This is a genomic window from Pseudomonas sp. PD9R (assembly GCF_019200975.1).
Classification (GTDB): Bacteria; Pseudomonadota; Gammaproteobacteria; order Pseudomonadales; family Pseudomonadaceae; genus Aquipseudomonas.
Genome location: NZ_JAHTMR010000029.1, coordinates 1 through 19,716 on the forward strand (window position 1 = coordinate 1; position 19,716 = coordinate 19,716).

Here is a 19,716-nt window from a genome sequence, read left to right on the forward strand (position 1 = left end):
ATCTCTCGCTGATCGGCCGTGATCGCCTTGGCCCCCGGCGGGGTCGAACCCAAGCGCTCTTTACGAACCTGATCGACCCAGCGGCGCAAGGCGGTAGGGCCAATATCCAGACTGGCACAGACGTCGGGAACTGACTGCCCTTCATCCAGCACCATGCTGGCGGCCTTGAGCTTGAACTCTCTCGAATAAGATTTACGCATATCCAAACACCTCAGATTTGGGCGCCATCATAGCGCCCGATTGAAGTGTCCAAAATCATTAGGCCAGTTCAATCCGCCTCCTACTCGATCCTGAAACACGATCCCTATAGGAGCGAGCTTGCTCGCGATGGCGTGTCAGTCGACACCGATGCAGCTGATAAACCATCGCGAGCAAGCTCGCTCCTACAGGGGTTCTATGTCAGCCCAAACTATTTACGGTTAAGCATCACCGGCAACTGCGCCACCAACTTGGTGTTGTTCAACGGTGCCCGAATAAAACCACGCTGCGTGCCGTCCGGCCCGATCACTGCCAGGTTGCCGCTGTGATCGACGGTGTAGTTCGGCTTGCTGGTGTCCGCCGGAATGAACGGAATGCTCACGGCGTTGGCGACTTTTTGCAGTTCCTCGACCGAGTTGGCGGTCAGGCCGACGAACTGTGGATCGAAATAACCAAGGTATTGCTTGAGCTGCTTCGGCGTATCGCGATTCGGGTCGACGCTGACCAGCACGATCTGCAATTTGGCTACGGCCTCGGGCGGCAGTTCGCTCTTGATCTGCCGCAGTTGGGCGAGGGTGGTCGGGCAGATGTCGGGGCAGAAGGTGTAGCCGAAGAACAGCAGGCTCCATTTGCCTTTCAACTCGTTGATCGTTACCGGCTGACCGTCCTGATTGGTCATCGTCACGTCCGGCAGGTTGCGGCTTTGCGGCAGCAGGATAATGCCGGCGTCGATCAGTGCCGTCGGGTCGCCCTGGCCTTTGCCCGAAAGCACTTTGTTGATGGTCAGGCCCAGGACCAGCGCGATCAGGGCGACGAGGATGAAGACGGTTTTCTGGGTTCGAGTCATAGGTTCAACAGTAAGTAGTGGTCAACGAGCAACGCGATAAACAGCAGGAACAAGTAGTAGATAGAGTACTTGAAGGTGTTGATCGCCGCGTGCGGCCGAGTGCCACGGTACAGCACGACGGCCCATTGCAGAAACCTCGCGCCCAGGCCGATGGCGCAAATCAAGTAGAGCAGGCCGCTCATGTGAATCACGTAGGGCATCAGGCTGACGGCCAGCAGCGCACCGGTATAAAGCAGGATATGCACCTTGGTGTAATGCTCGCCGTGGGTCACGGGTAGCATTGGAATGTCGGCCTTGGCGTATTCCTCTTTGCGGTGGATCGCCAGCGCCCAGAAGTGCGGCGGGGTCCAGGCGAAGATGATCAGCACCAGCAACAGCGGTTCGGCGCTGACGTGACCGGTGGCGGCGGTCCAGCCGAGCAGTGGCGGGGCCGCGCCAGCCAGGCCGCCGATGACGATGTTCTGCGGCGTCGCGCGTTTGAGAAACCCGGTGTAAACCACCGCGTAACCCAAGAGCGAGGCGAGGGTCAGCCACGCAGTCAGTGGATTGGTAAAGGCCAGCAACAAAGCCTGCCCGAGCACGGCCAGCACCAGCGCAAACGTCAGCGCAGCGGCCGGTGACACCCGGCCTTCTGCTAGTGGCCGTTTATGGGTTCGCGCCATCACCGCATCGATGCGCCGGTCCACCACATGATTGACCGCTGCCGCACCGCCGGCGCACAAGGCAATCCCCAGATTGCCGAACACCAGCACCGTCCACGGCACCCCGGCGCGAGTCGCGAGGAACATTCCCACCAGTGAGGTGATGAGCATCAGCACCACCACTTTGGGTTTGGTCAGCTCCAGGTAGTCACGCCAGATCGCCTGGCTGTGACGTTCGCCGATCAGAATCGCCATGGCATCTCTCCTTTTATTGTTATGGGCCCGGCTGAGTGTTTACGCGGACTGAAGCGCCAGCGAGTCGGCTGCTTGACCCGAACCAGACTGGTTCGCGCGTGATAATTGACCAGCACCATGGTCAGCAACAGCGCCGCGCCGCCTGCGTTGTGCGCAACGGCCACCGGCAGCGGCAGGTGAAACAGCACGTTGCTGATGCCCAAAGTGATCTGTGCGGCGAGGGCGATCAGCACCAAACCTGCCAGGCGCGTCATGCCGACCACTTTCAGTTGCCAGGCCAGGCCGAGCAGTACCAGCGTCACCAGCAACGCGCCAATCCGGTGAGTCAGGTGAATCGCTGTGCGCGCATCGCTGTCGAGTTGCCCGCCGAGGTAATTCGGGCCGATGTGTTGGGTCAGGTGAAAGCCGTTGGCGAAATCCGCAGGCGGCAGCCATTGGCCATGGCAGGTCGGGAAATCGATGCAGGCCACGGCGGCGTAGTTGGAACTGACCCAGCCGCCAAGTGCGATTTGCAGGATCACCAACAGCAATCCGGCGGTCGCCCAGTGCTGCAATCGCCGGGGCACAGTCAGCGCTGGCAGCACGCCGGATAAACGCAAGGTGAGCAGAAACAGCAGGCTCAACGTGGCGAAGCCGCCGAGTAGATGACTGGTCACCACTTGGGGCCAGAGCTTGAGCGTCACCGTCCACATGCCGAACGCCGCCTGACCAAACACCACCGCCAGCAGGAACAACGGCAACTTCACCGGTTGCCCAGGATGACGGCGATGCATCCAGGCACGCGCGGCCAGCACGACGATCAAGATCCCCAGCGTGCCGGCGAAGTAGCGGTGAATCATCTCGTTCCAGCCCTTGTGGGCTTCGACCGGTGCGTCCGGAAAATGCAATTCGGCGTGGGCCAGTTGGGCTTCGCTTTTCGGCACGCTGATGAAGCCGTAGCAGCCGGGCCAGTCCGGACAGCCAAGACCGGCGTGGGTCAGGCGGGTGTAGGCACCGAGCAACACCACAATCAGTGCCAGCAATGTGGCAAACAGCGCGAGGCGAAATCCAGGTTTGGCCATGACGATGCCCTTATCCGATGTTCGACAGTTTCAACAGGTGGCGCAGGTCGTTGAGCAGGTCCTTACCCTTTACCGTCGGGTCATAGCGCAACACCAGATTGCCGTGGGGGTCGATGATCCACAGTTGCGGCGCGGTCTTGTCACCCGTTGTCTTGCTGAATGTCGTCAGGTCCATTGGGTAGCGCTGCAACTGCGGATACTCACGGGCCAGCTTCGCTTCATAGTCGCCGGTCAGTGGTTGCGCAGCCGCGAGTGCATGGCTGGCGCGAGACGCATCGCGACCGAGGCCGATCTGGATTTGCCGGGCCAGATACACCAACTGCTGGCAATCCACAGCGCAATCCTTCGGCGCGGTCACCAGCATCTGCCAGCGGTCCTCTTGCGCCTGCACGCCGAGGTCGGCGCGGGTCTGACCGTTGCCGATCAGTTCGCCGTGATAGCTGCGGCCATCCGGCACCCAGAAATTCAGTTTGTACATGCCGGTGGCGAGAATCATCGGACCGATCACCCCGAGCAAAATCAACAGCAACTGCAAACGGCCCTTGCGCCGACTCGCCGGCGTTTTCGCCTCAGACATGCTGGGTGGATTCATGGCCGCTCCCATGGTGTTTCTCCTTTGCGTTGTGCCAACCGAGATAGAGATAAAGACCGAACAGGGCGATCGACATGGCGAACCACTGCACGGCGTAGGCGATGTGTTTTTCCGGCCCCATGGCGACTATCGGCCAGTCGGCCTGGTAGGACGCGGGACCGGTTTCTTCACGTAATTCGTAGGCGAATCCTTCGCGATCCAGCGCCGTCCAGAGCTTGGCCGGCTCGACAGCGGTGACTAATTGAGGCCAGGTCGTGGTGCTTGGGTCTGCACGTAACTGGAAGGTCGCGCCGGGGGAAATGTAGACCCAGGCATCGAGGCTCAAGGCATCAGCCGGCGTGGTGAATTGCGGTGCTGTGCGCCGGTCTGGCCATGGCAGCCAGCCGCGATTGATCAACAGCCAGAGCCCGGTCGCCTGATCCTGAAACGGTTGCAGCAACTCGACCCCGACCTTGCCGTCGCGCTGACGGTTATCCAGCAGCAGGCTGTGGGTGGCATCGAAATGGCCGTGCAGACGCACCCGGCGGAAGGCCGGATCTGCGGTGTGTTGCAGTTCGGTACTGGCCATCGGCTCGGCGGCGCGGCGCTCGGCGTAGGTTTGCAGCAGCGCGCTTTTCTCCGCGCCCCGGCTCAATTGCCAGAACCCCAGTGACACCAGCAGCGGCAGCAACAAAGCCACCACCAGCGTCGGCACGATGCCCGGCCGAAAGCGCTTCATGGCGTCGCCAGAAAGTCGGTCACTGCGATAGCTATACTCAAGTGCATCGCTTGTTCCCCCGGAGTCTCACCATGCTCAAAGCAGCCATCGTCCTGATGCTGATTGCCACGGTTGTCAGCCTGTTCAGCGGCCTGTTTTTTCTGGTCAAGGACGACAGCAGCTCGAACCGCCTCGTCATTGCCTTGAGTGTTCGTGTTGCCCTGGCCGCGACCACCGTCGGCTTGATCGCCTGGGGTTTTTTCAGCGGCCAGTTGGTGTCACACGCGCCTTGGTAACTGTAGGAGCGAGCTTGCTCGCGAAGGTGTCTCAGCCGAAATCAACGTGTCTGACACACCATCGCGAGCAAGCTCGCTCCTACAGTACGTATACGAAAACGAACAGCCCGATCCACACCACATCCACGAAGTGCCAATACCAACTCGCCGCTTCGAAACCGAATTGATGGTCGTTGTCGAAGTGCCCGCGCATGATCCGCATCAGCATCACGAACAGGATGATGGTGCCGATGGTCACGTGGGCACCGTGAAACCCGGTGAGCATGAAGAACGTTGCGCCGTAGATGCCCGAGCCGAGTGTCAGGCCCAGTTCGTGGTAGGCGTGCATGTATTCTTCGGCCTGAAAACCGAGGAATGCGCAACCCAGCAGCACGGTGATCGCCAGCCAGAGTTTCAGCGCGCCACGATGGCCTTTCTTCAAAGCGTGGTGGGCGATGGTCACAGTGACGCTTGAACTCACCAGCAACACCGTGTTGAGCAGCGGCAAGCCCCACGGGCTGATGACTTCCTTGGGGGGCGGGAAGAGTTTCGGGTCCGGGGTATGCAGCAACGGCCAGGCGAACTGGAAGTTCGGCCAGAGCATGTGGGCGATGCCTTTCGGACCTTCACCGCCCAGCGCCGGGCCGGAGATGTGTCGCACGTAAAACAGTGCACCGAAAAAGGCGATGAAGAACATCACCTCGGAGAAAATGAACCAGCTCATGCCCCAACGGAAGGAGCGGTCCATCTGGGCGCTGTATAACCCCGCTCGGCCCTCCTTGACCACTGTGCCAAACCAGCCGAACAGCATGTAGGCCAGCAGCAGGCCGCCGACGAAAAAGATCAGCGGGCCGTGGGATTCCGGCCGCGCGGCTTTCAGATCGTTGAACCAGGTGGCCAGGCCGAATACGGTGGTGAACATGCCGACCGTGGCAATGATCGGCCACTTGCTCTGGGCGGGAACGTAATAATGTTCATGAGTTGCCATTTATTGTTCTCCTTATCGGGCACGCTCAACCGCCAGTGTTTACAGCTACCGGTGGATGTCGGGCGGTGATATCGAACAGCGTGTAGGACAGCGTCAGGTGCTTCACATCCTTGGGCATGTCACGGTCAACGATGAAACGTACCGGCATCTCGATCCGTTGACCGGGCTGCAGCACTTGCTGGGTAAAGCAGAAACATTCGGTCTTGTGGAAATACGCCGCTGCGGTGCTGGGCGCGATGCTCGGCACGGCTTGGGCGCTCATTGGCCGATCGGTGGGGTTTTGTGCGACGAAAATCATCTCGCTCACCGCCCCGGGATGGGTCACCAGTTCTCCACTCTTGGGATAGAACTCCCACGGCATATCGGCGTTGTTCATCGACAAGAACTGCACGCGGACTTGCCGCGAGGTGTCGACGGTCTGTTCGCCTTCGTACTGCCCGGCAGTTTTGCCATTGATGCCAAACGCCTTGCACATCACGTCGTAGATCGGCACCAGGGCAAACCCGAAGATAAACATCGCTACCACCACCAATAACAGGCGGGTGACCAGTTTCTTCATCGAAATCGAGTCAGCCATGGTTGCAGACCTCTACGCCAACCCCTGTAGGAGCGAGCCTGATCGCGAAAAGCCTGACAGCACCGCGGAGTATCAGTCTCCCAGCGTTATCGTTGACGACCATCGCGAGCAGGCTCGCTCCTACAGGGGTCATGGTGTTCATTTCACTTCCGGCGGCGTGGTGAAGGTGTGATACGGCGCCGGTGACGGAATGCTCCACTCCAGCCCTTCAGCCCCATCCCACGGTTTGGCCGGTGCTGGCGGGCCGCCGCGAATGGTCTTGATCACAATGAACAGGAAGAACAGCTGCGTGGTGCCGAACATGAACGCGCCGATCGACGACACCATGTTGAAGTCGGCGAATTGCAGGTTGTAGTCCGGAATCCGCCGCGGCATGCCCGCCAGCCCCACAAAGTGCATGGGGAAGAACGCCATGTTCATGCCGATGAAGGACAGCCAGAAGTGCAGCTTGCCCAAGGTCTCGTCGTACATGTGGCCGGTCCATTTCGGCATCCAGTAATAGGCCGAAGCGAAGATCCCGAAGATCGCCCCCGGCACCAGTACGTAGTGGAAGTGCGCGACCACAAAGTAGGTGTCCTGGTACTGGAAGTCCGCCGGGGCGATGGCCAGCATCAGCCCGGAGAAGCCGCCAATCGAGAACAGGATCACGAACGCTACCGCAAACAGCATCGGCGTCTCGAAAGTCAGCGAGCCCTGCCACATGGTGCTGACCCAGTTGAACACCTTGACCCCGGTGGGGACCGCGATCAGCAGCGTGGCGTACATGAAGAACAGCTCGCCCACCAGCGGAATACCGACTACGAACATGTGGTGCGCCCAGACGATGAACGACAGGAACGCGATGCTCGCCGTGGCGTAGACCATTGAGGTGTAACCGAACAACGGTTTGCGCGAGAAGGTCGGGATGATCGAGCTGACGGCGCCGAAGGCCGGCAGAATCATGATGTACACCTCGGGGTGACCGAAGAACCAGAACACATGCTGGAACAGCACCGGGTCACCGCCACCGGCAGCGCTGAAGAAGCTGGTGCCGAAATGGATATCCATCAGCATCATCGTCACGCACCCGGCCAGTACCGGCATTACTGCGATCAGCAGGAACGCGGTGATCAGCCAGGTCCAGACGAACAGCGGCATTTTCATCAACGTCATGCCAGGGGCGCGCAGGTTGAGGATGGTGGCGATCACGTTGATCGCACCCATGATCGAACTGATGCCCATCAGGTGGATGGCGAAGATGAAGAAGGTCACGCTTTCCGGTGCGTAGGTCGTCGACAGCGGCGCGTAGAAGGTCCAGCCGAAGTTCGGCCCGCCACCGGGGGTGAACAGGGTCGAGACCAGCAGGATGAACGCCGCTGGCAGCAGCCAGAAACTGAAGTTGTTCATCCGTGGCAGGGCCATGTCGGGTGCGCCGATCATCAACGGGATCATCCAGTTGGCGAGGCCGACGAAGGCCGGCATCACCGCACCGAACACCATCACCAGACCGTGCATGGTGGTCATCTGGTTGAAGAACGCTGGTTCGACGATTTGCAGCCCCGGCTGGAACAACTCGGCGCGAATCACCATCGCGAACGAGCCGCCGAGCAGAAACATGGAAAACGCGAACCACAGGTACAGCGTACCGATGTCCTTGTGGTTGGTGGTCAGCACCCAACGCATCAGGCCTTTGGCGGGGCCGTGGGCGTGGTCGGCATGACCATGGTCATCGATGACGGCGCTCATGGCTTGTCTCCTGCAGACAGATGGGCTGGGCAGGCCGGGGCGCGCTGCCCCGACCGGTTCCTTACGTGCGCAATAGACCGGGTCATTTGCTTTCCGCCTGTTTCAACTCCAGCACTTCTTTTGGCGTGACCATGTCGCCCTTGTTGTTGCCCCAGGCGTTACGTTCGTAGGTCACGACTGCCGCGATATCGACTTCCGAGAGCTGCTTGCCAAACGCCGCCATGGCGGTGCCGGGCTTGCCGAAGAACACGCGGTGCAGGTGATCCGCTTTCGGCCCGGTAGCAATCGGTGAGCCCTTGAGCGCCGGGAACATCGGCGGCAAGCCCTGGCCTTCAGCCTGGTGACAGGCCACACACGTGGTGTGATAGATCTTGTCGCCGCGCTCTTTGAGCTCATCGAGCGTCCATTCCTTGCTGGTCAGCTCTTTAAGTTGCGCGACTTCAGCTTTGCGCTCGCCGAGCCATTTTTCGTAGTCGGCCTTTTCCTTGACCTCAACCACGATCGGCATGAAGCCGTGATCCTTGCCGCACAGTTCGGCGCACTGGCCACGGTAGATGCCGGGTTTTTCGATGCGGGTCCAGGCTTCGTTGACGAACCCCGGGATCGCATCGCGTTTGACCGCGAAGGCCGGCACCCACCAAGAGTGAATCACGTCGGCAGAGGTCACAAGGAAGCGCACCTTGGCACCGATCGGCAGCACCAGAGGTTTATCGACCTCAAGCAAGTAATGCTCGCCCTTGGCTTCCTTGTTGTGGATCTGATCAGCGGGAGTGGCCAGGTTGCTGAAGAACTCGACGTCCTGGCCCAGGTATTTGTAATGCCACTTCCACTGGTAGCCGGTGACCTGGATATCGATATCCGGCTCACTGGCGTCGTACATCTTGATCAGGGTTGCCGTCGCAGGAACCGCCATGGCCACCAGAATGATGAAGGGCACGATGGTCCAGAGGATTTCGACGGTGGTGCTTTCATGAAATTTTGCGGCCACCTGCCCGGTCGAGCGGCGGTGCAGAATCATCGACCAGAACATGGCGCCAAAGACGATGATGCCGATCACTACACAGATCCAGAAAATGGTCATGTGCAGGTCAAATACTGCGTGACTGATTTCAGTCGCTCCAGGCGCCATATTTACAGTCCAGGCCGCTTGCGCCTGGCTGAAAATCGACCACAACAGGAGGCCCATCCAGACATGTGGATGTCGCATCATTGCGGGTTCCCCTTATCGTTCTTGTTATCCCGCCGGCTTTCACCTGCGGCAAGGGAGCGGCTGCATCAGACTACGAACTTGAATCGCCGTGCCTTGCTGCATATGCAGTCGGGCGTCATCAGCTAACTCCATTCATGAGCGAGTATAGACAGCGACTCTCACCTCGCAATGTGAAGGCGTAAATCATCTGAAACAGCATTAACTTGCGTTGCAGGTCACGAATGGAGAAGGATGCAGACGAGTGGTGGCAAATCGATATAACGGAGGCGTCTCAAGGATGAAACAATTATGACAAATGCGTCTTAGCATTTTTCGTAAGCCAGCTAAGTTATGTCTTCCCTATTTCATTGCATTGTTTCCTGGAGTTTTCATGAACACCGCCGCATTGCGCGAGCAGATCCAAAAAGCCCAAAAACACGAAGCCGAAACCGGCCTGCTGACTCGTCAGCTGGAAACCAAGCTGCCTCATTTACACCCGGCGATCCAATTGCCGGAGGCGGACGCCAATGGCGTACTGACACGTTTTGTCGCCGCCTACATCGACGAAGTTCCTGATCTGCTGGATGCAGCCAATGAAGTCGCCAGGGAAGCGGGCATCGAATCACAGATCAAACCGGTGCTGAAAATCGCCGAGCAGTATTTCCTCCAGCCACCGGCCATCATGGCCGGGCACGTCGGGCTCGACAGCCTGCTGGATGAAGCCTACCTGGCGCATCGGTTTGTCGAAGAGGTCAATGACCTGTACATCAAGCATTTTGGCCAGCCACTGATCCCATTGGACATGACTGTCGCCAACCTGATTGCCCACCAATTGATCGGTGAGGCGTTCGCTAACCAGTTGGATGAGGCGGTACATCACGCCATTGACGAAATGCTCAACGACGAGAGTTTCGCGCTGGAGTCGGTAGAGGCCTACCGCGAAAAACTCAGCAGCCCGGACACCGGCGCAGCGTGGAAGCGTTGGCCGTGCATGTCCCGGCGTCTGGGCGTGGGTCTGGAGCTGGATCAGCCGGTGGCCTAGGCTCACATCCCCCTGTAGGAGCGAGCTTGCTCGCGAAAAAGTGTCAGTAACTTTGATGTCGCTGATACACCATCGCGAGCAAGCTCGCTCCTACAGGTTACTTAACCGGCAGCACCTACACCGGTATTGGTCCGCAATCGCCCTTCCAGCCGGCGCTTCAACCCCCGCGCTTCTATCTGCAGCCTGGAGCCCTTGGCCGCATTCGCCCGACCCCATTCCTCCAGTAACTCCAGGCACGCATGATCGATGTAGCTCAGGTTATTGAGCGGCACATGCACCATCACACCAGCAGGAATGCTTCCCAAAACCTGGGTCAGCGCCGGCACCTTGAGAAAAGTCGCCGCGCCCACCAGACGCAACTCCATTTCGCCGTCCTGCGGCAGGTCAATCAGGCTGATCTTCAGTCGCGAGGCCTTCCACGCCAGTTTGGCCAGCGTCAGACCGAAGCCGATCAGCACACCGGTCAACAAGTCAGTGAAGATAATCGCCAATGCCGTAGCGGCGTAAGTGAACATAGGCATGCGACCATAGCGGCCCAAGCCGCGAAACGCTTTGACGTCCACCAGTTTGAAACCCGTGTAAACCAATACACCGGCCAGGCTCGCTACGGGAATGCTTTGCAACACGCTCGACAGCAACAACACGAACGCCAGCAGCCACAGACCATGGAAAATCGTCGAATACCGAGTGGTGGCACCGGCCTGAACGTTGGCCGAACTGCGCACAATCACTCCGGTCATCGGCAGCGCGCCAAGCAGACCGCAGAGCATATTGCCGACCCCTTGCGCCGACAGTTCGCGGTCGAAGTCAGAGCGATGACCACTGTGCATGCGATCTACCGCGGCGGCGGACAGCAGAGTCTCGGCGCTGGCGATAAACGCCACTGCGAACGCTGCGATCAGCAACGTCGGATCAGCCAGGCTTAACAAGTCCGCTGGTTTCAGCCAGTCGATGGCTTCAGCCAGATTGGCCGGCACCTCCACCCGTTTGACCGGCAGCGCCATGAGCAGGCTGGCGGCAGTGGCAAGACCCACGCCGAGCAGTGCGCCGGGAATAAAGCGCAGGGAGTGCGGACGCAATTTTTCCCACAGCCACATCACGGCGATTGTTCCCAGCCCGAGCAAGCCGGCCTGCCAGCCAAACGAAGGCAACGCCAGCGCCACTGCGGCCGGGAAGGCGGTGAGGTTATCCAGCCCTGAGGGTTTGGGCGTGGCGTCGAGCATCACATGCACCTGTGACAAAACGATCAATACCCCGATCCCGGCGAGCATGCCGTAGACAACGGCGGGTGCCGTTACCCGGAACCAGCAGCCGAGTTTCAACCGCCCCGCCACCAGTTGCAGAAAACCCGCCAACAGCAGAATCGGCCCAAGCATGGCCACGCCATGCTGGCGCACCAATTCGAACACAAGCACCGCCAAACCCGCCGCCGGGCCGCTGACTTGCAATGGCGAACCGGCCAGCCAACCGACCACCAAGCCACCGACGATCCCGGTGATCAGGCCTTTGGCAGGGGGTAATCCAGAAGCGATGGCAATACCCATGCACAGGGGCAGGGCGACCAGGAATACAACCACCGAAGCCAGCAGCTCCCGTGGCAAAACAGTCTTGAGTTGCGCAGCACGCATGGTGATTCTCCCGAAGTTTTCTTCAGGCATGGCAAAGCCGGGCTGCCTGATCGGCAGCCGCGGCTAAACCACACAAATTTTTAGGAGGATTTAGAAGCGCGCTTTGGGCGTCGCTACGGGAATGGGCAGGCTGCCATTGAGCGGCAGGAAACAACCTTGATCGGCATCGTAGGCTTTGATTTCGCTGGTTTCGATGTTGTAGACCCAACCGTGGATAAACAACTGACCATTGGCCATGCGCGAGGCAACCGACGGATGCGTGCGTAAATGCTGCAACTGGGCGATCACATTCTCTTCGGTGAGGATGTGCATGCTTTCACTTTCGTTCGCGCAATTGCAGTTTTCCTGGACCATGGTTTTCGCCACTTCGGCATGTCGCAGCCAGGCTTTGACTGTCGGCATTTTTTCCAGGCTCTGCGGGTTGAGCACCGCGCGCATTGCCCCGCAGTCCGAGTGCCCGCAGATGATGATGTGATGCACGCCGAGAGCCAGCACGGCGTATTCGATGGCCGTGGAAACGCCACCGTTCATTTGCCCGTAAGGCGGCACGACATTACCGACGTTGCGGGTTACAAACAGATCGCCGGGAGCGCTTTGGGTGATCAGTTCAGGAACGATGCGCGAATCAGCGCAGGCGATGAACATGGCTCGCGGCCGTTGGGCGGTAGCGAGTTTTTTGAAGAGTTCTTCCTGTTGCGGAAAAATCTCATGATGAAAATGCAAAAAGCCGTCAACGATATGCTGCAACGCTGCATCGGCGGTTTCCGCTTCAGGTTGCGCAGAAGCCGACGCAGCCAACGGCTGTTTATCCTTGTCACTCATGATTCACCCTCTTTTGCGGAGCCAGGGAATTTCCCGTTTTGTCCGGTGTGAAGCCAGTGGCTGGTTAAAAAACATCCAGATCGAAAATCTCGACCCGACAGTCACTCGATGAACAAGGTAGCCGCCGAATCTTAACTCAAACTGAATCAACTGCTCTAGAACGTGTGTTCCAGGTCACATAAAACGTGACCAGCCTAATTCCAGCGCGTGTTCCCCAGTACTCAACCATAGGCTAATTGTCCTCAAATCAATGACATTTGGCGACCCGGCGGACAAAAGGCATCGCAGTCCAGATTGAAACCTTCCCGCTGATTGAGCCCCAGGCGCTTGATGGCTTTGGCGAAGCGCTGCGCCAGCAGGTCGGCAAAGGGACCTTCGCCGCGCATCCGTGCGCCAAAGCGACTGTCGTAGAGTTCACCGCCACGGCTCTGGCGAATCAGGCTCAGGACGTGCGCCGCCCGTTGCGGATAGTGGGCGGCCAGCCATTCTTCGAACAGCGGCGCCACTTCCAGCGGCAGGCGCAGCATCATATAAGCAGCGCTCTGCGCCCCGGCCGCATGGGCCTCGGTGAGCAGGCTTTCGAGTTCACTGTCGTTGATCATCGGAATCATCGGCGAACACAGCACCCCCACCGGAATTCCCGCCTCGCGCATGACCCGGATCGCCCGCAGTCGGGCCTTGGGCGCAGCCGCGCGAGGTTCGAGGATGCGTTTGAGTTCGTCGTCCAGGGTGGTCAGGCTGATCATCACCGCCACCAGCCGTTGCCGGGCGAGCTCGGCCAACAAATCCAGATCGCGAAGGATCAGCGAGCCTTTGGTGATGATGGTCACGGGATGGCGGTAGCGCAGCAGCACTTCGAGGGTTTGGCGGGTGATCTTGTGTTCGCGCTCGATCGGTTGATACGGGTCAGTATTCGAACCAAGATTGATGGGTGCACATTGATAGCCACGCTTGGAAAGCTGCTGCTCCAGCACGTCCGCTGCGTTGGTCTTGGCAATCAGTTTTGTTTCGAAGTCCAGACCAGGTGACATATCCCAATAGGCGTGGCTGGGTCGCGCATAACAATAGATGCAACCGTGCTCGCAACCGCGATAGGGATTGATCGACCGATCAAAGGGCAGATCCGGCGAATTGTTGCGGGTGATGATGGTCTTCGCCGTCTCGATGCGCACCTCGGTGCCTTGGGTTATCGGTGCTTCCTGATACCAACCGTCGTCCTCGGCAATCGAACGGATGGGTGCGAAGCGATTGTGCGGGTTGGTCGCTGTACCGCGTCCGCGCGGCGGCAGTGGAGTGATCATCAAGCGAGTCCTCAATCTGTATATTCATACAGTATCGAGGTCGTGCGAAACGGTCCAGTACCGTTCGGCTCGTCATCTGCAGGGCGTTTTCCGAGTTATTGATTGCTCGTAATAGATCTTGAACTAAGAGCAAATTAATGAAACATATGAGTACTGGTTGTTCAGCATTATCACTCGTAGTATTTCTCTCGCGAACAAAATTTTATTAGACATAAACAAAAAGGATTTAGTCATGTCTTTCTTCAATCAACGCGGTATTTTTCTTCAACTTATGCTGCCGAGTCCTTCGGAACCCAATACGCTTGTTTCAATGCAACTTGCGCGTAAAGAACAGCGTTGGGATCCGGAAACAGAAACAGCCTCGGAAGCATTGGTCGATTCGATTTTCGTTACTGCAACTTCCACGGACAAAGGTGAATCCTTCAATATCAGGACGCTGGGCAGGGATGTGGACGGGGACGGTGACATCGACAATGATGACAAAGCCAAGCTGCAGGCGCTGGCCAAAGCTTATACAAAAATCGTCAATCCTTGATTGATGATTGCCCAGTAAAGCTTTCTTTGTCATCACTTTGAAAGTGTTATCGCCTGCTGTGTATGAATGACATATACAGCAGGTTTGATTGTGCTGTTCGAAGTTATATTTCAACATGGGTGAGATGTAATTTATAACGGCCAGACTAGTCATTACGCGGCAAGGTGATTATCTAACTTGTGGGGAAATAGTGCTCGGATGATAAGCGAATTACCCAATTCGTTAAATAAACATCCGCACGGCCTCCTTTCACATTTCATTCACACCTGCCTCACAGGCCTTTGACCGCTCGGGGCTCAATCTGGAGGCCTAAATTCCGCCTTTCCCTGAACGGTCATCCAAGCATGTCTCTACCGCGCCTTATTCCCGCGATGTGCCTATCGCTGGTCGCATTTCTGAATCTGACACCGGCCTTCGCCGACGCCACGGGTCCGGCCCGTCCGGCGGAGTGGGCGCAACCGGTCGAGGTGCAATACAACCTTTTTCAAATGTCCCCGACGCTTTACCGCAGTGCGCTGCCTGATCGCGGAGCCGTGCCACTTCTGGAAAAACTCAAGGTCGGGACGGTAATCAACTTCCTTCCCGAGTCGGACGCCAACTGGTTATCCACGCCTGGCATTGCCCAAGTGCAACTGCCTTACCGCACCAATCATGTCGATGACGCGGATGTACTCAAGGCCCTCCGTACCATTCAAACCGCCGAGGCCAAAGGCCCGGTGCTGATGCACTGCAAGCATGGTTCTGATCGAACCGGCCTGATGGCGGCGATGTATCGGGTAGTCGTACAAGGCTGGAGCAAAGAAGAGGCGCTCAAGGAAATGACTCAGGGGGGCTTTGGCGATAGCACCCACTTCAAGGATGGCATTCGTTACATGATGCAGGCCGACGTCGAAAAGCTTCGTACAGCGCTGGCCAATGGCGATTGCAGCACGAGCCCGTTCGCGGCGTGTTCGATGAAGAGTTGGTTCAAGTCGGCAAATGTCGAATAGCAATGCCTCCCACTGCATTGCGCAGTGGAAGGCGGTTTTTGTTACTCAATGCTGCTCGTCAGGCTTTTTCTTCAGTTTCGGGTTCGGGAAAAACTGCACGGCCTGAACTTTGGCATCGGGTGCCTTCAAGGCGCTGGTGTTGACCCGGGTGCCCAATTCCTTGGGCACCGACAAACCTTGTTCATTCAACGTGTCGGAGTAGCCGCAGGCCACACACTCGCGGTGTGGCACGTCGTCTTCGCTCCACATCATCAACTTGTCCGGCTCGCTGCATGCCGGGCAAACCGCGCCGGCGATAAAGCGTCGTTTGGTAATCACAGGACCCTCACTCATGCTGCCGCGCCCTCACTCAGGCCGCTGTGGCGCAAGAGTGCGTCAATCGACGGCTCACGGCCACGGAAGTCGACGAACAGCACCATCGGTGCCTGAGAACCACCGCGCGCCAGAATCGCTTCGCGGAACGCGCGACCGGTGTCGGCGTTGAGCACACCTTCTTCTTCGAACTTCGAGAAGGCATCGGCCGACAGCACTTCAGCCCACTTGTAGCTGTAATAACCCGCTGCGTAACCGCCGGCGAAGATATGCGCAAAACTGTTAGGGAACCGGTTGTAGGCCGGTGGACGCATGACCGAAACCTCATCACGCACGCCTTCGAGTACTTGCAGCACGCTGCGACCGTCGCCGTGGGTGGCGTGCAGTTCGAAGTCGAACAGTGAGAACTCCAGCTGACGCACCATCATCAAGCCGGACTGGAAATTTTTCGCCGCGAGCATTTTGCCCAGCAAGTCCTGAGGCAGTGGCTCACCGGTTTCGTAGTGTCCGGAAATCAGTGCCAGGCCTTCTGGCTCCCAGCACCAGTTTTCCATGAACTGGCTTGGCAGCTCGACCGCGTCCCAGGCCACGCCGTTGATGCCGGACACGCCAGCGTGCTCGACGCGGGTCAGCAAATGATGCAGGCCATGACCGAATTCGTGGAACAGGGTGGTCACTTCATCGTGGGTCAGCAGCGCGGGCTTGCCGCTGTCGGCCGGGGTGAAGTTGCACACCAGGTTGGCCACCGGGCTTTGCAGAACGCCTTCGGCGGTGCGACGACGGTCGCGTGCACCATCCATCCAGGCACCGCCGCGCTTGTTGGCGCGAGCATAAAGGTCAAAGAAGAAGCGACCGACGTGCTGGCCGTTTTCCTTGATCTCGAACAGGCGAACATCCGGATGCCAGGTGTCGAAGCCTTTCTGTTCGGCGATTTCGATGCCGTACAGGCGTTGCACGATGGCGAACAGCCCGCTCAGCACCTTATCGATCGGGAAGTAGGCGCGCAGGGCTTCCTGGGCAACGCTGTATTTCTGCTCGCGGAGTTTTTCACCGTAGAAACCGCTGTCCCAGCTCTGCAGGTCCGGGCAACCTTGTTCGGCGGCGTAGGCCTTGAGCTGTTCCAGGTCCTGAGCGGCGAACGGTTTGCTGCGTTTGGCCAGGTCACGCAGGAAACTCAGCACCTGATCGCTGGAATCGGCCATTTTGGTGGCCAGGCTCAGTTCCGAGAAACTGGCGAAGCCCAGCAGCTTGGCGAGCTCCTGACGCAGGTCGAGGATTTCTTCCATGACCGGGCCATTATCGTTCTGACCCGCATTCGGGCCCTGATCCGACGCACGGGTGCAGTAGGCGGCGTAGACTTCTTCGCGCAACTTACGGTCGTGGGCATAGGTCATCACCGCGTAGTAGCTCGGGAATTCCAGGGTGATCAGCCAGCCGTCCAGGCCTTTGGCTTGAGCCGCAGCGGCCATTTGCGCCTTGGCCGAATCGGTCAGGCCGGCGAGGGTGGCTTCGTCGGTGACGTGCTTGGTCCAGGCTTGAGTGGCGTCGAGCAGTTGGTTGGAGAAACGGCTGCCCAGCTCGGACAACTTGCTCTGCACTTCGGCGTAACGCTTTTGTTCGGCTTCCGGCAGGTCTATACCCGACAGACGGAAGTCACGCAGGGAGTGTTCCAGGATAGTTTTCTGCGCCACGTCGAAACCGGCCGCTTCTGGACTGCTGGCCAGGGCTTCGAAGGCCTGGAACAGTTCGCGGTTCTGACCCATTTCCGTGGAGTAGGCGCTCAATGCGGGCAAGCAGGACTCGTAGGCTTCGCGCAGTTCGGCGCTGTTGCACACGGCATTCAGGTGGCTGACCGGGCTCCAGGCAGCGCCCAGACGGTCGTTGAGTTCGTCCATCGCCAGCACCAGGCCGGCCCAGGTCGGTTGTTTGCCCTGGGTTTTGAGGATCTCGATAATGGCGGCGCGGTTGTCAGCCAGGATCTGTTCAATGGCTGGTTGCACGTGTTCGGCACGGATCGCGGAGAACGGCGGCAGGTCGTAGGACTGCAAAAGAGGGTTGTTCACGCTCACGGTTGGCACCTTGGCTGGAAGAAACATGCAGCCATCTTAATTACAATCGGCGTTCACCGCAGCTATCAGCAACAGAGAGAAACCCTATCGTGAACCTTCGCAAGTATCAGAACCATGTGCCGTTGCTCGGTAAAGGCGCTTTTGTCGACCGTTCGGCGGTAGTGATCGGCGACGTCGAGATTGGCGAGGACAGCTCGGTGTGGCCGTTGACGGTCATTCGCGGCGACATGCACCGCATCCGCATCGGTGCGCGCACCAGCGTGCAGGACGGCTGCGTGCTGCACATCACCCACGCCGGTCCGTTTAACCCTGACGGTTTCCCGTTGCTGATCGGCGATGATGTGACCATCGCCCATAAAGTCATGCTTCACGGTTGCTCGGTGGGCAGTCGGGTGCTGATTGGTATGGGCAGCATCGTCATGGACGGCGCGGTCGTCGCCGACGATGTGATCATCGGTGCCGGCAGCCTGGTGCCACCGGGCAAACATCTGGAGAGCGGTTTCCTGTATGTGGGAAGTCCGGTGAAACAGATCCGGCCGCTGACTGACAAGGAACAAGCCTTTTTCACCTACAGCGCGGCGAACTACGTGAAGCTCAAGGATCTGCACATGGCTGAAGGCTACGACCAGATCTGAGCTGTTTTTCTCAAAGCCTCAGGAATTTTCATGCATTACCAAACTGTTCTATTCGACCTCGATGGCACCCTGACCGATCCGCGCGAAGGCATCACGCGTTCGATTCAGTTTGCCCTGAGCAAGCTGGGCATCGATGAGCCCGACCTGACTAAACTCGAACACTTCATCGGCCCGCCGTTGTTGCAGGCGTTCATGCAGTTCTATGACTTCGACGAACCCAAGGCCTGGGAGGCGGTGAATTTCTACCGTGAACGCTTCAAAGTCACCGGCCTCTATGAAAACCGCGTGTTCGAAGGTGTCACACCGCTGTTGGAAACCCTCGGCGGACAAGGGCGACAGCTGTATATCGCCACTTCCAAGCCATGGGTATTCGCCAGGGAAATCGCCCGGCATTTCGACTTCGCCAAACACTTCAAAGTGATTTACGGCAGCGAACTGGATGGCACGCGAACTAATAAAGTCGAGTTAATCGCCCACCTGATGGCCGAAGAAGGCCTGGACCCGGCCAACACCCTGATGATCGGCGACCGCAAACACGACCTGATCGGTGCGCGCAGTAATGGACTGGATGCGGCGGCGGTCGGCTACGGGTTCGGCAGTCGGGAAGAGTTGAGCGCCGAAGCACCGGCCTATCATTTTGAAACGCTGGATGAGATGCATCAGGCGTTTTTGCGGCGCTAGTCAAAACCGCCTTCACGGGCAAGGCTCGCTCATACAGATGTATGTCATTTGGCACACTCGATACTTGTAGGAGCAAGGCTTGCCCGCGATGGCGTCAGCTCAGACACATTGTGATCAGAATGATCTGACTCAAAGCTTCCTATGCCGAACTAGCCTGATGACTCCAAGATCAAGGAGGATCATCAATGTCAGGCCAGAATTATGCGCATCGGCTGCGTGTCGGACGTTATTCGCAAGAGGGTCAAATCTATTTGCTGACTGCCGTTGTGCTTAATCGTCAGCCTCTTTTCTTCAACTTCAAGACGGGTCGATTGGTTGTCGATGCATTTCGTAAGGCGCAGCAAGAGCAATTTGCTATCTCGTTAGCATGGGTTGTCATGCCCGATCATTTCCATTGGCTTATCGAGCTACAGAATACTCAGCTTCCTAAGTTGATGGCTCGGACCAAATCACGCATTGCGGTGACTCTAAATCGCTCAATGGAACGCCAAGGCCCGGTTTGGCAGCACGGGTATCACGATCGTGCCATTCGTAAAGAGGAAGACCTCCAAGCCGTTGCTCGATACATCGTCGCCAATCCATTGAGGGCAGGATTGGTGGATAAAGTCGGAGACTACGCGCTGTGGGACGCAATTTGGTTGTGATATTCCAGGTCCT

22 protein-coding genes are annotated in these 19,716 nt (G+C 58.2%); 7 read left to right on the forward strand and 15 right to left on the reverse strand.

The window, feature by feature from the left end; translation table 11 throughout:
* From KUF73_RS29985 to KUF73_RS30010, 6 genes are all read right to left on the reverse strand, one after another.
* A partial coding sequence (locus KUF73_RS29985; RefSeq protein WP_218441565.1) for a transposase occupies positions 1-200 on the reverse strand: 200 nt, incomplete at its 3' end.
* A 209-nt stretch (positions 201-409) separates the two neighbouring features.
* Entirely contained in the window at positions 410-1,045 is a 636-nt protein-coding gene (locus KUF73_RS29990) for an SCO family protein (protein WP_218441566.1), read from the reverse strand.
* Positions 1,042-1,941: a heme o synthase gene (gene cyoE / locus KUF73_RS29995; protein WP_218441567.1), complete on the reverse strand. Its 900-nt coding sequence runs from the start codon at positions 1,939-1,941 to the stop codon at positions 1,042-1,044. The genes KUF73_RS29990 and cyoE overlap by 4 nt, the downstream gene beginning before the upstream one ends.
* Positions 1,929-3,002 (reverse strand): heme A synthase, encoded by a 1,074-nt coding sequence (locus KUF73_RS30000; protein WP_218441568.1) that lies wholly within the window; start codon positions 3,000-3,002, stop codon positions 1,929-1,931. Before KUF73_RS30000 ends, cyoE begins: the two co-directional genes overlap by 13 nt.
* A 10-nt stretch (positions 3,003-3,012) precedes the next feature.
* Positions 3,013-3,606, reverse strand: coding sequence for a hypothetical protein (locus KUF73_RS30005; RefSeq protein ID WP_218441569.1), 594 nt, complete (start codon positions 3,604-3,606; stop codon positions 3,013-3,015).
* On the reverse strand, positions 3,572-4,312 hold the full coding sequence (locus KUF73_RS30010) for an SURF1 family protein (protein WP_218441570.1): 741 nt from the start codon (positions 4,310-4,312) through the stop codon (positions 3,572-3,574). The genes KUF73_RS30005 and KUF73_RS30010 overlap by 35 nt, the downstream gene beginning before the upstream one ends.
* A 71-nt stretch (positions 4,313-4,383) precedes the next feature.
* Here KUF73_RS30010 and KUF73_RS30015 point away from each other — a divergent pair, with 71 nt between their 5' ends.
* Complete coding sequence (locus KUF73_RS30015; RefSeq protein ID WP_218441571.1) at positions 4,384-4,587, forward strand: twin transmembrane helix small protein; 204 nt, start codon at positions 4,384-4,386, stop codon at positions 4,585-4,587.
* 79 nt (positions 4,588-4,666) lie between these two features.
* On the opposite strand, the gene KUF73_RS30020 is transcribed toward KUF73_RS30015, so the two are convergent.
* From KUF73_RS30020 to coxB, 4 genes are all read right to left on the reverse strand, one after another.
* On the reverse strand, positions 4,667-5,554 hold the full coding sequence (locus KUF73_RS30020; protein ID WP_218441572.1) for a cytochrome c oxidase subunit 3: 888 nt from the start codon (positions 5,552-5,554) through the stop codon (positions 4,667-4,669).
* Between the two features lie 25 nt (positions 5,555-5,579).
* Complete coding sequence (locus KUF73_RS30025) at positions 5,580-6,131, reverse strand: cytochrome c oxidase assembly protein (protein WP_218441573.1); 552 nt, start codon at positions 6,129-6,131, stop codon at positions 5,580-5,582.
* A gap of 138 nt (positions 6,132-6,269) precedes the next feature.
* On the reverse strand, positions 6,270-7,856 hold the full coding sequence (gene ctaD / locus KUF73_RS30030) for a cytochrome c oxidase subunit I (RefSeq protein ID WP_218441574.1): 1,587 nt from the start codon (positions 7,854-7,856) through the stop codon (positions 6,270-6,272).
* 82 nt (positions 7,857-7,938) lie between these two features.
* Positions 7,939-9,066 (reverse strand): cytochrome c oxidase subunit II, encoded by a 1,128-nt coding sequence (gene coxB, locus KUF73_RS30035; protein ID WP_218441575.1) that lies wholly within the window; start codon positions 9,064-9,066, stop codon positions 7,939-7,941.
* Positions 9,067-9,436: 370 nt separating this feature from the next.
* On the opposite strand from coxB, the gene KUF73_RS30040 reads away from it, so the two are divergent.
* Positions 9,437-10,087, forward strand: a complete 651-nt coding sequence (locus KUF73_RS30040) for a hypothetical protein (RefSeq protein WP_218441576.1) — start codon at positions 9,437-9,439, stop codon at positions 10,085-10,087.
* Between the two features lie 101 nt (positions 10,088-10,188).
* Here KUF73_RS30040 and KUF73_RS30045 read toward each other — a convergent pair whose 3' ends face one another.
* The 3 genes from KUF73_RS30045 to KUF73_RS30055 form a co-directional block, all read right to left on the reverse strand.
* A complete protein-coding gene (locus tag KUF73_RS30045) occupies positions 10,189-11,715 on the reverse strand; it encodes a SulP family inorganic anion transporter (protein WP_218441577.1) in 1,527 nt (508 codons plus the stop codon).
* Between the two features lie 90 nt (positions 11,716-11,805).
* Positions 11,806-12,537, reverse strand: coding sequence for a carbonic anhydrase (locus KUF73_RS30050; protein WP_218441578.1), 732 nt, complete (start codon positions 12,535-12,537; stop codon positions 11,806-11,808).
* A 242-nt stretch (positions 12,538-12,779) separates the two neighbouring features.
* A complete protein-coding gene (locus KUF73_RS30055) occupies positions 12,780-13,838 on the reverse strand; it encodes a PA0069 family radical SAM protein (RefSeq protein ID WP_218441579.1) in 1,059 nt (352 codons plus the stop codon).
* A 232-nt stretch (positions 13,839-14,070) separates the two neighbouring features.
* On the opposite strand from KUF73_RS30055, the gene KUF73_RS30060 reads away from it, so the two are divergent.
* On the forward strand, positions 14,071-14,373 hold the full coding sequence (locus tag KUF73_RS30060) for a hypothetical protein (protein ID WP_218441580.1): 303 nt from the start codon (positions 14,071-14,073) through the stop codon (positions 14,371-14,373).
* Between the two features lie 344 nt (positions 14,374-14,717).
* The gene (locus KUF73_RS30065; protein ID WP_218441581.1) at positions 14,718-15,362 is read left to right on the forward strand and encodes a dual specificity protein phosphatase family protein; all 645 of its coding nucleotides are present in this window, start codon (positions 14,718-14,720) and stop codon (positions 15,360-15,362) included.
* 45 nt (positions 15,363-15,407) lie between these two features.
* Here the strand turns inward: KUF73_RS30065 and KUF73_RS30070 are convergent, their stop codons facing one another.
* Positions 15,408-15,695 carry a YheV family putative zinc ribbon protein gene (locus KUF73_RS30070; protein WP_218441582.1) on the reverse strand — a complete coding sequence of 96 codons (288 nt, stop codon included), beginning with the start codon at positions 15,693-15,695 and terminating at the stop codon, positions 15,408-15,410.
* Positions 15,692-17,743 (reverse strand): oligopeptidase A, encoded by a 2,052-nt coding sequence (prlC, locus tag KUF73_RS30075; protein ID WP_256345715.1) that lies wholly within the window; start codon positions 17,741-17,743, stop codon positions 15,692-15,694. Before prlC ends, KUF73_RS30070 begins: the two co-directional genes overlap by 4 nt.
* An 89-nt stretch (positions 17,744-17,832) precedes the next feature.
* On the opposite strand from prlC, the gene KUF73_RS30080 reads away from it, so the two are divergent.
* The 3 genes from KUF73_RS30080 to KUF73_RS30090 all read left to right on the forward strand — a co-directional run bounded on the left by KUF73_RS30080 (position 17,833) and on the right by KUF73_RS30090 (position 19,703).
* Positions 17,833-18,378, forward strand: coding sequence for a gamma carbonic anhydrase family protein (locus tag KUF73_RS30080; RefSeq protein WP_218441584.1), 546 nt, complete (start codon positions 17,833-17,835; stop codon positions 18,376-18,378).
* Positions 18,379-18,408: 30 nt separating this feature from the next.
* Positions 18,409-19,059: an HAD family hydrolase gene (locus KUF73_RS30085; protein ID WP_218441585.1), complete on the forward strand. Its 651-nt coding sequence runs from the start codon at positions 18,409-18,411 to the stop codon at positions 19,057-19,059.
* 185 nt (positions 19,060-19,244) lie between these two features.
* Positions 19,245-19,703 carry a transposase gene (locus KUF73_RS30090; protein WP_218441586.1) on the forward strand — a complete coding sequence of 153 codons (459 nt, stop codon included), beginning with the start codon at positions 19,245-19,247 and terminating at the stop codon, positions 19,701-19,703.
* The last annotated feature ends 13 nt before the right edge of the window (positions 19,704-19,716 follow it).

What these genes read in the sequence shown, in the direction of transcription:
- cyoE (WP_218441567.1), bottom strand. Translation starts at nt 1,941, where the DNA reads ATGGCGATTCTGATCGGCGAACGTCACAGCCAGGCGATCTGGCGTGAC.
- KUF73_RS30045 (WP_218441577.1), bottom strand. Translation starts at nt 11,715, where the DNA reads ATGCGTGCTGCGCAACTCAAGACTGTTTTGCCACGGGAGCTGCTGGCT.
- ctaD (WP_218441574.1), bottom strand. Translation starts at nt 7,856, where the DNA reads ATGAGCGCCGTCATCGATGACCATGGTCATGCCGACCACGCCCACGGC.
- KUF73_RS30025 (WP_218441573.1), bottom strand. Translation starts at nt 6,131, where the DNA reads ATGGCTGACTCGATTTCGATGAAGAAACTGGTCACCCGCCTGTTATTG.
- coxB (WP_218441575.1), bottom strand. Translation starts at nt 9,066, where the DNA reads ATGATGCGACATCCACATGTCTGGATGGGCCTCCTGTTGTGGTCGATT.
- KUF73_RS30050 (WP_218441578.1), bottom strand. Translation starts at nt 12,537, where the DNA reads ATGAGTGACAAGGATAAACAGCCGTTGGCTGCGTCGGCTTCTGCGCAA.
- KUF73_RS30000 (WP_218441568.1), bottom strand. Translation starts at nt 3,002, where the DNA reads ATGGCCAAACCTGGATTTCGCCTCGCGCTGTTTGCCACATTGCTGGCA.
- KUF73_RS30085 (WP_218441585.1), top strand. Translation starts at nt 18,409, where the DNA reads ATGCATTACCAAACTGTTCTATTCGACCTCGATGGCACCCTGACCGAT.
- KUF73_RS30040 (WP_218441576.1), top strand. Translation starts at nt 9,437, where the DNA reads ATGAACACCGCCGCATTGCGCGAGCAGATCCAAAAAGCCCAAAAACAC.
- KUF73_RS30010 (WP_218441570.1), bottom strand. Translation starts at nt 4,312, where the DNA reads ATGAAGCGCTTTCGGCCGGGCATCGTGCCGACGCTGGTGGTGGCTTTG.
- KUF73_RS30020 (WP_218441572.1), bottom strand. Translation starts at nt 5,554, where the DNA reads ATGGCAACTCATGAACATTATTACGTTCCCGCCCAGAGCAAGTGGCCG.
- KUF73_RS30090 (WP_218441586.1), top strand. Translation starts at nt 19,245, where the DNA reads ATGTCAGGCCAGAATTATGCGCATCGGCTGCGTGTCGGACGTTATTCG.
- KUF73_RS30015 (WP_218441571.1), top strand. Translation starts at nt 4,384, where the DNA reads ATGCTCAAAGCAGCCATCGTCCTGATGCTGATTGCCACGGTTGTCAGC.
- KUF73_RS30060 (WP_218441580.1), top strand. Translation starts at nt 14,071, where the DNA reads ATGTCTTTCTTCAATCAACGCGGTATTTTTCTTCAACTTATGCTGCCG.
- KUF73_RS30055 (WP_218441579.1), bottom strand. Translation starts at nt 13,838, where the DNA reads ATGATCACTCCACTGCCGCCGCGCGGACGCGGTACAGCGACCAACCCG.
- KUF73_RS30070 (WP_218441582.1), bottom strand. Translation starts at nt 15,695, where the DNA reads ATGAGTGAGGGTCCTGTGATTACCAAACGACGCTTTATCGCCGGCGCG.
- KUF73_RS30065 (WP_218441581.1), top strand. Translation starts at nt 14,718, where the DNA reads ATGTCTCTACCGCGCCTTATTCCCGCGATGTGCCTATCGCTGGTCGCA.
- KUF73_RS30005 (WP_218441569.1), bottom strand. Translation starts at nt 3,606, where the DNA reads ATGGGAGCGGCCATGAATCCACCCAGCATGTCTGAGGCGAAAACGCCG.
- KUF73_RS29990 (WP_218441566.1), bottom strand. Translation starts at nt 1,045, where the DNA reads ATGACTCGAACCCAGAAAACCGTCTTCATCCTCGTCGCCCTGATCGCG.